This window comes from uncultured Porphyromonas sp. (assembly GCF_902489635.1).
Lineage (GTDB): Bacteria > Bacteroidota > Bacteroidia > Bacteroidales > Porphyromonadaceae > Porphyromonas.
The window spans coordinates 1-11,877 of the sequence record NZ_CABUAN010000050.1; the positions used below are offsets into that span (position 1 = coordinate 1).

General features: G+C 53.3%; 11 protein-coding genes. 8 read left to right on the forward strand and 3 right to left on the reverse strand.

Annotated features, from left to right (window positions below):
- Positions 1 to 288 precede the first annotated feature (288 nt).
- The 8 genes from RDM37_RS07915 to RDM37_RS07950 all read left to right on the forward strand — a co-directional run bounded on the left by RDM37_RS07915 (position 289) and on the right by RDM37_RS07950 (position 9,128).
- Positions 289 to 831, forward strand: a complete 543-nt coding sequence (locus RDM37_RS07915; protein WP_308556534.1) for a phosphoribosyltransferase family protein — start codon at positions 289 to 291, stop codon at positions 829 to 831.
- Positions 832 to 892: 61 nt separating this feature from the next.
- Entirely contained in the window at positions 893 to 1,480 is a 588-nt protein-coding gene (locus tag RDM37_RS07920; protein ID WP_308556537.1) for an adenylate kinase, read from the forward strand.
- Between the two features lie 4 nt (positions 1,481 to 1,484).
- The gene (gene obgE, locus RDM37_RS07925; protein WP_308556539.1) at positions 1,485 to 2,624 is read left to right on the forward strand and encodes a GTPase ObgE; all 1,140 of its coding nucleotides are present in this window, start codon (positions 1,485 to 1,487) and stop codon (positions 2,622 to 2,624) included.
- Between the two features lie 63 nt (positions 2,625 to 2,687).
- On the forward strand, positions 2,688 to 3,425 hold the full coding sequence (locus RDM37_RS07930; RefSeq protein ID WP_308556541.1) for a 6-phosphogluconolactonase: 738 nt from the start codon (positions 2,688 to 2,690) through the stop codon (positions 3,423 to 3,425).
- An 8-nt stretch (positions 3,426 to 3,433) separates the two neighbouring features.
- Positions 3,434 to 4,669, forward strand: a complete 1,236-nt coding sequence (gene hflX / locus RDM37_RS07935) for a GTPase HflX (protein ID WP_308556543.1) — start codon at positions 3,434 to 3,436, stop codon at positions 4,667 to 4,669.
- A complete protein-coding gene (locus RDM37_RS07940) occupies positions 4,656 to 5,630 on the forward strand; it encodes a lysophospholipid acyltransferase family protein (RefSeq protein ID WP_308556545.1) in 975 nt (324 codons plus the stop codon). Before hflX ends, RDM37_RS07940 begins: the two co-directional genes overlap by 14 nt.
- Positions 5,631 to 5,637: 7 nt before the next feature.
- Positions 5,638 to 7,188: a polymerase gene (locus RDM37_RS07945; protein WP_308556547.1), complete on the forward strand. Its 1,551-nt coding sequence runs from the start codon at positions 5,638 to 5,640 to the stop codon at positions 7,186 to 7,188.
- A gap of 74 nt (positions 7,189 to 7,262) precedes the next feature.
- Positions 7,263 to 9,128 carry an oxaloacetate decarboxylase gene (locus RDM37_RS07950; RefSeq protein ID WP_299369579.1) on the forward strand — a complete coding sequence of 622 codons (1,866 nt, stop codon included), beginning with the start codon at positions 7,263 to 7,265 and terminating at the stop codon, positions 9,126 to 9,128.
- Between the two features lie 220 nt (positions 9,129 to 9,348).
- On the opposite strand, the gene RDM37_RS07955 is transcribed toward RDM37_RS07950, so the two are convergent.
- From RDM37_RS07955 to RDM37_RS07965, 3 genes are all read right to left on the reverse strand, one after another.
- Positions 9,349 to 10,053, reverse strand: a complete 705-nt coding sequence (locus tag RDM37_RS07955) for a porin family protein (RefSeq protein WP_299369575.1) — start codon at positions 10,051 to 10,053, stop codon at positions 9,349 to 9,351.
- A gap of 100 nt (positions 10,054 to 10,153) precedes the next feature.
- A complete protein-coding gene (locus RDM37_RS07960) occupies positions 10,154 to 10,837 on the reverse strand; it encodes a porin family protein (RefSeq protein ID WP_308556549.1) in 684 nt (227 codons plus the stop codon).
- Between the two features lie 768 nt (positions 10,838 to 11,605).
- On the reverse strand, positions 11,606 to 11,877 hold a 272-nt coding region (locus RDM37_RS07965; RefSeq protein ID WP_308556551.1), incomplete at its 5' end, for a hypothetical protein.

The following is an 11,877-nucleotide window of genomic DNA, read 5'->3' on the forward strand; positions in this document are numbered from 1 at the left end:
AAGTTTCATTTGATTCCTCCGAGGAATTTTTTCTTTCCTACCTGGGAAATAAAAATTCTCCACGTGGAAATTTCGAAATATCCACGTGGAAATCACTTTTCTCCGACATAGCGTCGTTTTGATATGTAGTCAGTTCTAAATTATTGTAACAAGCCAGCATTGAATTTGCCTTGGGGTGTCGAAGGGAGTGAGGTGGTGCATCACCTATTTTTGTACCTTTGTGCTACTCACTACAATAAAAAAGAAGCGGCCTCCGCTATGAGAGACCGCCAGCTTGTTATTTTCACTATGACTGATCAGGAGATTATAGTACACGACAAGACCTTTGTACCATACATCAAGGGAGAGCAGCTGCGTGCAGCCTCACGGCGACTAGCGGAGCAGATACGCCAAGACACAGAGGGACGTGATCCACTCTTCGTCTGCATTATGAACGGCTCCTTCATGTTTGCCGCAGAGCTACTGCAGGCGATCAACACCTCTGCGGAGGTTGCCTTCGCACGTTACTCCAGCTACTCTGGCATGGGGAGCACTTACCAGCTTAAGGAGGTGATGCCCGTGACAGCACCGCTAGCGGGTCGCATGGTCATCGTCATAGAGGATCTGATCGACACGGGCTTTACGATGATGAAGCTCAAGGAGAAGTTTCTTGCCGACGGTGCTGCTGAGGTACGCATAGCCACTATGCTACTCAAGCCCGAGGCGCTCCAGTGTCCTATCCATGCCGACTATGTGGGGATGGAGATCCACAACAGCTTCATCGTCGGACACGGCCTCGACTACAACGAGCTGGGGCGTATGCTCGATGACATCTATATACTTAAAGAGTAATCATACAGGAATAATCATACGGTCCACAGAGACCATCTAAACCAAGTTCTATCTAAAAGCAATGATCCACGTAATAATCTTCGGCGCACCAGGTGCTGGCAAGGGTACACAGAGCCAATTCATCGAGCAGCATTACCACCTAGAGCATATCTCTACAGGCGATCTACTCCGACAGGAGATCGCTCGCCAGTCTCCTCTGGGCAAGCGCGTACAGAGTATCATCTCCCAGGGGCATCTAGTAGATGACGACACGATTATCGACCTTATAGCCAATGAGCTGCACCACCTGCCCGAGGGCATAGAGGGAGTTATCTTCGATGGCTTCCCCCGTACGGTAGCACAGGCTGAGGCACTCGATGCACTCCTAGAGAAGGATAAGACGAGCGTGGATTGCTTGATCGAGCTCAAGGTGCCCGAAGAGGAGCTACGTACACGACTACTCAATCGTGCTAAGATCGAGGGGCGTGCCGATGACACACCCGAGGTGATTGCTGACCGCATACGCGTCTACAATGAGCGCACACTCCCGATCGTAGACTACTACCACCGCAAGGGGGTACACTACGAGGTGCCTGGCGCCGGCTCCATAGAGGAGATCACGGAGGCTATCTTCGTATCGATAGACAAGAGCTTACAGCACAACAAGTAAACCAATGGCAGGTGAGAGCAACTTTGTAGACTACGTCAAGATCTATCTCCGCTCGGGCAAGGGCGGGAGAGGATCGGCACACTTTCGTCGTGAGAAGTACATCCCCAAGGGTGGTCCCGACGGAGGTGACGGTGGTTGTGGCGGTAGCATTTATATAGAGGCCAACCAAAACTACTGGACGCTCCTACACCTGCGCTACAATCGTCATATCATCGCCGAGAGTGGCGAGGCGGGCGGTGCTAAGCTTCAGACGGGCGCCGATGCGCCAGACATTGTGATCGAGGTGCCTTGCGGGACGAGCGTACATGACGCCACGACGGGTGAGTTTATCCTAGATGTGTCGCAGCATGGTGAGCGGCACCTCCTCCTCCCTGGCGGACGTGGAGGCAAGGGTAATAACTTCTTCAAGACCTCGACAAATCAAGCACCCCGCTACGCACAGCCTGGCGAACCAAGTCAGGAGCGTCTCGTGGTGCTGCAGCTCAAGACGTTGGCCGATGTGGGGTTGGTCGGGCTACCCAATGCGGGTAAGTCGACGCTCCTAGCAGCACTCTCAGCTGCGAAGCCTAAAATTGCGGACTATCCCTTCACCACGCTACAACCGAACCTAGGGATGGTCTCCTATCGTGACAACCGTTCCTTCGTCATGGCGGACATTCCTGGCATCATCGAGGGTGCCGCCGAGGGTAAGGGGCTGGGGCTTCGCTTCCTCAGACACATCGAGCGCAACTCGATCCTGCTCTTTATGGTGCCTATCGACAGCCCCGACATCATCGCCGAGTATCGGATGCTATGCCGTGAGCTGGAGGAGTACAACCCAGGACTAGTCGACAAGCGACACATTCTAGCGATCACCAAGATAGACATGGCAGACAGCGAGCTTATCGATCTGGTCTCGGAGACGCTCCCCGAGGATGTACCGACGATCTTTATCTCTGCCGTGGCACAGCGAGGACTGACCGAGCTGAAGGATCTGATATGGCGAGAGATCAATGCCCCCTCGCTACATGACCCGAACGAGATCCTGCGCCAACCACTCAACGACCGCACGACACAAGAGGACGATGATCCTGATAACCCGCTACCGAAGCTGAAAGTAGAGGAGGATCACGACCTCATAGATGACATCATCTGGGAGGAGTAACTGCCTACTAAGGATGATGGTCACAACACTTTATCTTATAACTACTAACCTAGCATATATTCTATGAACTATCATCAATACAGTACCCCTGAGCTAGTCACGACGCAGCTCGCACAGTTTATCGCTGAAGCCGTTGAGGCGACCGAAGGCGACTTTCATCTAGCGCTCTCACTAGAGGAGCATGCGGAGATCTTAGCCAAGGCACTCACCTCAGAGCCTTGGCGCAGTCGTATCGACTGGAAGCGGGTACACTTCTACCTCCTTCACGAGCAGCTGGGCGAAGCCGATCTAGCGCATCGCACGCTGCTACAGCGTCTGCTCTTCGATCCGCTACAGATCCCCGCGGAGCATATCCACGCTGTGGAGGAGGCTGCACAAGAGCCCGCACAGGCTGCGACCGCTCTGCAGCAGCATGTAGCGGAGCGTGTAAGCCATCTAGACGGTCGTCCGCAGTTTGACCTAGCCCTCCTCGAGATGGGTGTGGATGGTCACCTCGCTGGGGTCTATCCCGACCAGGTGGAGCTGTATATCTCAGATGACGTCTTCGCGCCTAACGAGATGACCACCGAGCAGGGCAAGCAGCGTCAGCTGGTTACCATCACGCTCGAGGCACTCGAAGAGTCTAAGCGACTGGTCTTCCTTGCACTCGGACAGGATGTGCGCCACGCTGTGGGACACATTATCAATCTACTCCCCGAGGCGAAGGCTTATCCCGCCAACTTCCTTGCGGCAAAGATCCCCTGGGTACATCTCTTTGCCGATGATCAGGCGATGCGTGAGAAGTCGTATGCGATCTATTAGCCCTCTGTATGAAAGAGTTTATCAAGACTTCTCAATCGAGTGAGCGCACGATCCTCGTGGGGCTCATTACTCCCGACGTGTCGGAGACGCAGGCGGAGGAGTATCTTGATGAGCTAGCCTTTCTCTCAGAGACTGCGGGTGCAGAGCCTGTGGCGCGCTTCTTACAGCGTCTTGACACGCCGCACCCCGCCACCTTTGTGGGCAAAGGCAAGCTCGACGAGATCGCCGAGTATGTCTCTGCCCATGAAGTGGGGCTGGCCATCTTTGACGATGAGCTGGCTCCCAATCAGCTGCGCAACATAGAGCGACAACTAGGCATACGCATCCTCGACCGCACCTCGCTCATCCTCGACATCTTTGCCACGCGAGCACAGACGGCTCACGCCAAGACGCAGGTAGAGATGGCGCAGTACCAATACATGCTCCCGCGTCTGACCCGACTGTGGACGCACCTCGAGCGGCAGCGTGGTGGTAACATCGGACTACGTGGCCCGGGTGAGACGCAGCTAGAGACCGACCGACGGATCATCCTGCGCAAGATCTCACAGCTCAAGGAGCAGCTCAAGAAGATCGACAAGCAGAAGAGCGTACAGCGACAGAACCGTGGCAAGATGGTGCGTGTCGCCCTCGTTGGCTATACCAATGTGGGTAAGTCTACGTTGATGAATGTCCTCGCTAAGAGCGACATCTTTGCCGAAAACAAGCTCTTTGCGACGCTCGACACGACCGTTCGCAAGGTTGTTTTGGGAAACCTCCCCTTCCTTCTAGCCGACACGGTGGGCTTCATACGCAAGCTCCCGACACAGCTGGTAGAGTCGTTCAAGAGTACCCTCGACGAGGTACGCGAGTCAGACCTCATCCTGCACGTTGTAGACATCTCGCACCCGGAGTTCGAAGATCAGATAGCGGTAGTCACCGAGACACTCCGAGAGATTGACGCTCTGGGCGACAAACCTCAGATACTTGTCTTCAACAAGATCGATGCTTACCAGCATATTCCCAAAGATCCTGACGATCTGACACCCGCGACCAAGCTCAACCGCACACGGGAGGAGCTGGAGAAGAGCTGGATGGCGCGCATGGGCAACGACTGTACCTTCATCTCGGCACGTACAGGCGAGGGGATGGACGAGCTGCGACGGCTCCTCTACGAGCGTGTCAAGGAGATCCACATACAGCGCTACCCCTACAACGACTTCCTCTACCAGGACTATAGCGATCTGATGGACGATGGCGCAGAGTAACCAGCTCACACGATGGCAGCGACTACGGCTTCGGCTGATGCGCTCTACATTGCGGGGCTTGGCACGCTTGCCCCGCTCTTTTGTTGATCGCGTACTAGTCCCTACCCTCGACTGGCTGCTCTATCATCTCTTTAAGTACCGACGTCAGGTGGTAGAGGAAAACATTCGCCTCACCCTCACACATCTCTCGCCTGCTGAGCAAAAGGAGGTCGGCAGAAGCTTTTACCATCATCTTGCGGAGCTCATGCTTCACGAGGCGCACTACGCTTACGGCTCAGACGAGCAGGTGCGCCAGCTCTTTCGTCTCGAGCAGACGGAGCTACTGGATCAGCTCTACGAGGCGGGACATAGACAGCTCTTCGTCCTCTTGGGGCACATTGGTCCTTGGGAGCTGATGGGTTCCTCGGCACTACACCTAGACCAGAGTCGCTATCAGCTGCATGTCATCTACAAGCGACTGCACAATCCCGTCGCCGATCAGCTCACCCATGAGATGCGGGAGCAGCACTACGCCCAGTGCATTGAGATGATGCAGCTGGCTCGTACGATGGTGCGTCATCGCAGCGAACAGACCGATGAGCGTATGCAGATCTACTGCCTACTAGCCGACCAATCGCCTGACTACGAGCAGGTGCGCTATGCTACGTCGCTCTTCGGGCGTACCACACCCTTTGTCACAGGGTGGAGTCACCTAGCCATCAAGCTGCAGATACCGATCCTCTTCTATGAGATACGTCATGACGACCAGGCTAAGCAATGGGTCGGCACCTTCCGGCTGCTCTGTGAGCATCCGACCGACAAGCTACAGCATCAGCTCGTCGACGACTATGTGACACTGCTAGAGGAAAACATTCGCCTAGCACCCCACCGCTGGCTCTGGAGCCACAAGCGCTGGCGCTTTGATCCGCACGACTTCCCGCAGATGGTCTACTCACCACGATGCGACGACTTATCATTATAGTACGCTGATGCCTTCACACACCGCCATCGCCAGAGAGTGCGCTCTCGCCAGTCGCCTGGCACGCTTTGCCTCTCGCTACTTCCTGCTGATCGTCGTAGCGGTAGCCCTTGTCGTCGCCCTCGTCGTCGCCCTCACGGGAGCTTATCCTCACCGCACGCCCGAGACGCTACTGGCTCGAGACATACTGACCTACCAGCCCCTACTGCTGACGGTCGCTGTGATCCTCTCCATTGGCGCAGTACTATTGCCGTGGTTTGTGGCAAAAGGGGAGACCCGTGCTGCTGGAGCAAAGCTCGACTATCGGCATCACTTCGTTCCCCTCCTCTGCTTTGGCTTAGGCTATGCCAATCTATTGCTCGGGGTGGTCGATAGCTACCTCGGACTGCAGACGCTCTTCCTCATCGGGATGATCGTGGACAACCGCTGGGAGGAGCGAGCGAGCCTCTGTCGTCCACTCCGCCAGCGCATTGTCTTTCCCTTGGCTCTCACGGCTATGCTCTATATCCTCTATACAGTGGTCGTTGCCGTTGGCTGGTCCGCAAATAAAGAGATTGCGCTCGACTATTGGAGCCGCGAAATCTGGCTACTTGCGATCCCCCTCTACTTCCTCATATATAGTGGTCCGTCGGAGCGTCTCACGCAGAGCTTTTGGCAAGTAGCTCTGCGCATCGCATGGGTCTACTTGGTCGTCTTCCTCATCTTCTATTACAGCGTCCTGATCAGCTGTGGCACCAGTCCGCTCATCACGCTCACACTCAACAAGGGCTACCTCAACGAGGCGGGCTTCGTTACCGATAGCTCCCACATGCTGATGCCTTTTACCTTCACGCACTACACCTATCTAGGCGTTTACCTGCTGATCCCCGTCGTGATGAGTATCTGTAGTCGTGAGCGCACTCTGCGCCTCCACGCCTACGCTGTGCTACTCGCCATCGTCCTCTACGGCTATGCCCTGCAAGCGCGCTACCTGCTACTCATGGCTGTCGCTGTCGGTGGGTATGCGCTCCTTTATCAGATCACAGCACGGATACAAGGAGTCAAGCATACGGGTCGCCTGGCTGCTTACGTCATACTCTCGGGAGCTCTCCTCCTGACGCTCGTCTACACCACTTCACCCTATCTCATGCATGGCTATCTCGATGGCACGGTACGCAACGATGCGCTACTGGTTAGTTATCAAGCAGCGCATGAGGTACCCATACTGATCGGCGGTGGACTAGACTACGCCTACACGCTACTGCAGACGCTACCCTTCGGGACTGCTGAAGAGCCACATCTCTTCCACTTTCATAATCAATATATGCAGACGCTCGTGCAGAGTGGCATCATCGGACTCTTGCTCTGGCTCTCGCTCCTCGGCTCCATGCTCTGGATAGCTCGTAAGCGACACCATAGTGCCCTCATCGTTGTGATCTCGCTCTGGATCATCCTCTGCAATGTAGACCTCGTCAGCTACCTCCCCGAGTACCTCATCGGGATGCTCTTTCTCCTCTGCCTGGCACTCTCCTCAGATGTCTCTCTTGAGAAAAGCGTAAAGACGATCCCTATATGTGAGTAAAATATGTATCTTTGTGGGTGAGGTCAGGTGGTGACACATCAAGCCTTGTAGGTAAAACAACAGATACACTAGATATGGCAACAAAGAAAAAGATTCAGTTTAGCCTCGTATACAGAGATATGTGGCAATCCTCAGGCAAGTTCCAGCCACGCGCTGAGCAACTAGCAGCGATCGCACCGCTCATCATCGAGATGGGTTGCTTCGCTCGTGTCGAGACGAATGGTGGAGCCTTCGAGCAGGTCAAGCTACTCGCTGGCGAAAACCCTAATGACGCTGTACGCGCCTTCACCAAGCCGCTCAACGAGGCGGGCATCAAGACACACATGCTAGACCGTGGTCTCAACGGACTACGCATGTACCCCGTACCGGCCGACGTCCGCAAGATGATGTACCGTGTCAAGCATGCGCAGGGGGTAGACATCACACGTATCTTCGACGGTCTCAACGACCCGCGCAACATCATCCCCTCCATACATTATGCCAAGGAGGCGGGCATGACCGCTCAGGCGACACTCTGTATCACCTACTCACCGATACATACGATCGAGTACTACTCTACGCTAGCCGACAAGCTCATCGAGGCTGGCGCTGACGAGATCTGTCTCAAGGATATGGCCGGCATCGGTCGTCCACACTTCCTCGGGCAGCTCGTCAAGTCGATCAAGTCTAAGCACCCCGACACGATCATTCAGTATCACGGACACTCGGGCCCAGGCTTTTCTGTAGCCTCTATGCTAGAGGTGTGCGAAAACGGCGCTGACATCATAGACGTTGCCATGGAGCCTATCTCTTGGGGTAAGATCCACCCCGACGTGATCACTATCCGTGAGATGCTCTACGATGCGGGCTTTGATGTACCTGAGATCAATATGGACGCCTACATGCGCGCTCGTACTATGACTCAGAGCTTTATCGATGACTTCCTCGGGTACTTTATGGGCTCGACCAATAAGGAGACCTCTTCGCTACTAGTCGGTTGCGGTCTGCCAGGCGGTATGATGGGCTCCATGATGGCCGACCTCAAGGGCGTCCACTCAGGTATCAATATGTACCTGCGCAATCACGACCAGCCTGAGCTATCGATCGATGACCTACTGGTCAAGCTCTTTAATGAGGTCGCTTACGTATGGCCACGTGTCGGTTATCCCCCACTAGTTACCCCCTTCAGCCAGTATGTCAAGAACATCGCTCTGATGAACGTCTACAACATGACGCAGGGCAAGGGACGCTGGCTAGCCATAGACCAGAACATGTGGAATATGATCCTCGGCAAGGCTGGTCGTATCCCGGGCAAGATAGATCCCGAGCTCGTGGCTCTCGCCAAGGAGAAGGGCCTAGAGTTTTCCGATGCTGACCCACAGCAGTTCTACCCCGATGCGCTGGATGAGTTCCGCAAGGAGATGAAGGAAAATGGCTGGGAGTTCGGACCTGACGACGAGGAGCTCTTCGAGCTGGCTATGCACCCCGAGCAGTACAGACGCTACAAGAGCGGCGACCTGCGTCGTGAGTTTGAGGACTCTCTCGCTAAGGCTAAGGCTGATGCACTAGCTAAGAAGGGCTTCGACGAGAGCGACATCAAGAAGGCTATGCGTGCTGGTACGCAGATGATCCCTGCACCAACGACCGGTACCGTCCTCTGGGAGGTCGATCCGACCGAAGGCTCGATGGCTCCAGCCACTGGCACGGAGTATGTCACGGGTCAGCCTTTCTGCTACATCGAGACTCCATTTGGTCAGATAGAGCGTGTCAATACGAACTTCACGGGCAAGCTCATCGAGGTTTGTGTAGGTCAAGGTCAGACCGTCCGCAAGGGCGACGAGCTAGCCTACATCAAGCCAGCCGAAAAGGAGGAGCACTACCCCGACTATCAGCCCCCGATCAAGCGTATCGAGGAGGAGGCTACGACACGTCAGCGTGAGCGTCGTCCTCTAGGGCGCTAAGGCGTACAGGTCCGCCCCTACACAAATGGGGTCTCACGTTGAAATCAACATTTGACACAGTTCTCTAGGACGGACTATTCGTTGGCTCCGACCATTCCGACACTTCCAATCTCTCCGAGAAAATACAGAAGCAGGCTCCCTGGTACCATACCAGAGAGCCTGCCTTTGTATTTACCGTCTAGCTCTACCCTGAGAGCTAGTAGAGGTTTAGGTCGCTATGTTAGAAGCGATAACCTAGACCTACGTAGAAGTTCATATTGTTGACCTTCACCTCATCAAAAGCGGAGGTATTGAGTAGACCATACTCGAAGCCTAGGTTGACACCAAACTGACGATACTCGAAGGCAGCCTGCATGCCGACACCTAGGTCGAAGGGCTTAAGGATCTTAGGATCTGTCTTGTATGGGTTGTTGTCACCCTTGTTGACAGCATCATCAGACGCCTTGGCAAGCTCTCTAGCCGCATCAGCTATCTTACCTTCTCCGGTTACCCTGGTCTTCTGAGAGACTTTTCCTAGGAATCCGTAAGAGAACCAAGGACCAGCCTGGATAGAAACCGCCATGTTGGGAGCGACAGCTACGCGGTATCCTACATGTACAGGGATCTCTACGTTGTGCAGCCATGTAGAGGAGACAACCTTCATAGCGTAGTCCGTCGTCTTGGGGAGCTCGACCGTAGCCTTAGCACCACGGCTGAGGAAGTAGAGCCCAGGATTAATGTAAAAGCCATCTGTGATGCCAAACTCGACACCACCACCAATGCGGTAGCCGGTGAGTATGTCTCCATCATTCGTTTCTCCATTCGCCTTGCCAGTCATGTTGGAGAAGTTAGCGCCAGCCTCCACCTTGATCGTGGGGCGCATCTGAGCTGTTGCGAGCGTAGTAGCTGCAAGCAGTGTGATGAGTGATAGAATTACTTTCTTCATAGTAAAATAGGGGTTGTGTGATACAAAAGGGCGACCCGCTCACAAGTTGAGTAGGTCGCCCCATAAGCTTCATTAGAGAAGTCGATTTAGGTCGCTATGATTAGAAGCGATAGCCTAGACCTACGTAGAAGTTCATGTTGTTGACCTTCACGTTCTCAACAGCGGATGTGTTGAGTAGGCCATACTCAAAGCCTAGGTTAACGCCAAACTGACGATACTCGAAGGCAGCCTGCATACCTACACCTAGGTCGAAGGGCTTGAGGCTCTGCTTAACAGCTTTGCCATCCTTGTATGGGTTGTTGTCACCCTTGTTGAGCTCGTCAACGATCTTCTTTGCAGCATCAGCAGCGAGACCATCTCCGGTTGCCTTGTAAACTCTCTTACCGAGGAATCCGTAAGAGAACCAAGGACCAGCCTGGATAGAGACCGCCATGTCGGGAGCGATACCTGCGCGATATCCTACGTGTACAGGGACCTCGACGTTGTGTAGCCAAAGAGTTGCATCAGCCTTAGCACCTAGCAGCTCTATAGCCTCGGTCTTAGCACCGCGGCTGAGGAAGTATACGCCAGGATTGACGTAGAAGCCATCAGCAAAGCCGAACTCAGCACCGACACCAGCGCGATAGCCGATCATCATCTTACCATCGGTTGACTTGTCGTCGACCTTGGTCGTCTGGTTAGCGAAGTTAGCACCAGCCTCTACCTTGATAGTGGGGCGCATCTGAGCTGTTGCGAGCGTAGTAGCTGCGAGCAGCGTGACGAGTGATAGAATTACTTTCTTCATTGTTAGTTGATTATAGGATTGTTAATTAGTTATGAGTCTTTCTAAAGTTGCTTCTCCTAATAATCGCCAAATACGCTTATCTAGTGATTTAGAAGCATCCTTACGGGAGCAAATATACGGAAAAAACATTACAGCGCAAGTTACACCCTATATTTCGCCAGGGCTGATGCATTATAATCGCTCTATCAGGAACTACACATGAGCAATAAGCGAGGCATAGATGAGGGCACTATATATAATAATGTGTCAGCCATGGATTGGCTGTTAGCTATTGGCTGTTAGCTATCGAAACCATCGGAGCTATCATAGTGATCGGATCTCTAACTTCTAACCTCTAATCTCTAATTACATATCTTTACGGGGAAATTCGTCCGATTCCTTCCTTTCTCGAATATCCACGTGGGAAATCTCAAATCTCCACGTGGATATTTTTTATTTTCCACGTGGGCGTCATTCATTTCCTCCGAAGTTTCATTTGATTCCTCCGAAGAATTTTTTCTTCCCCACGTGGAAAATAAAAATTCTCCACCTGGATATTTCGAAATCTCCACGTGGAAATCACTTTTCCCGACATGGTGCCGTTTTGATATGTAGCCGGATCTAAATTATTGTAGCGCGTCGGCGTTGAATTTGCCCAGCTAGGGCGGATGCATTATAATCGCTCTGTCAGGAGCTGCAGATGACGACAAGCGAGGAGTAGAGAGGGAGATGAGCTCATCGTATATAATGCGTTAGCCCTGTATATTTCGCAAAGCTCACGAGCACTCTCTACTCTCTAACATCGTACCTCTGATTCGACTCTCTCGTAGGGAATCCGAAATATCCACGTGAGAAATAAAAATTCCCCACGTAGGCGAGAAATAAAACTTCGGAAGAATCAAATGAAACTTCGGAGGAATGAAATGAAACTTCCGAAGAATTTTTCCTTTTCCACTTGGGAAATAAAAAATATCCACGTGGGAATTTGATTTCCCACGTGGATAGTATGTCCTCTTCCTGAAAAAAGTACACAGTTGGGAAGGTATTACTGAGATGGTACT

Coding starts and splice junctions, on each gene's coding strand:
- RDM37_RS07915 (WP_308556534.1), top strand. CDS start 289: ATGACTGATCAGGAGATTATAGTACACGACAAGACCTTTGTACCATAC.
- RDM37_RS07920 (WP_308556537.1), top strand. CDS start 893: ATGATCCACGTAATAATCTTCGGCGCACCAGGTGCTGGCAAGGGTACA.
- obgE (WP_308556539.1), top strand. CDS start 1,485: ATGGCAGGTGAGAGCAACTTTGTAGACTACGTCAAGATCTATCTCCGC.
- RDM37_RS07930 (WP_308556541.1), top strand. CDS start 2,688: ATGAACTATCATCAATACAGTACCCCTGAGCTAGTCACGACGCAGCTC.
- hflX (WP_308556543.1), top strand. CDS start 3,434: ATGAAAGAGTTTATCAAGACTTCTCAATCGAGTGAGCGCACGATCCTC.
- RDM37_RS07940 (WP_308556545.1), top strand. CDS start 4,656: ATGGCGCAGAGTAACCAGCTCACACGATGGCAGCGACTACGGCTTCGG.
- RDM37_RS07945 (WP_308556547.1), top strand. CDS start 5,638: ATGCCTTCACACACCGCCATCGCCAGAGAGTGCGCTCTCGCCAGTCGC.
- RDM37_RS07950 (WP_299369579.1), top strand. CDS start 7,263: ATGGCAACAAAGAAAAAGATTCAGTTTAGCCTCGTATACAGAGATATG.
- RDM37_RS07955 (WP_299369575.1), bottom strand. CDS start 10,053: ATGAAGAAAGTAATTCTATCACTCATCACACTGCTTGCAGCTACTACG.
- RDM37_RS07960 (WP_308556549.1), bottom strand. CDS start 10,837: ATGAAGAAAGTAATTCTATCACTCGTCACGCTGCTCGCAGCTACTACG.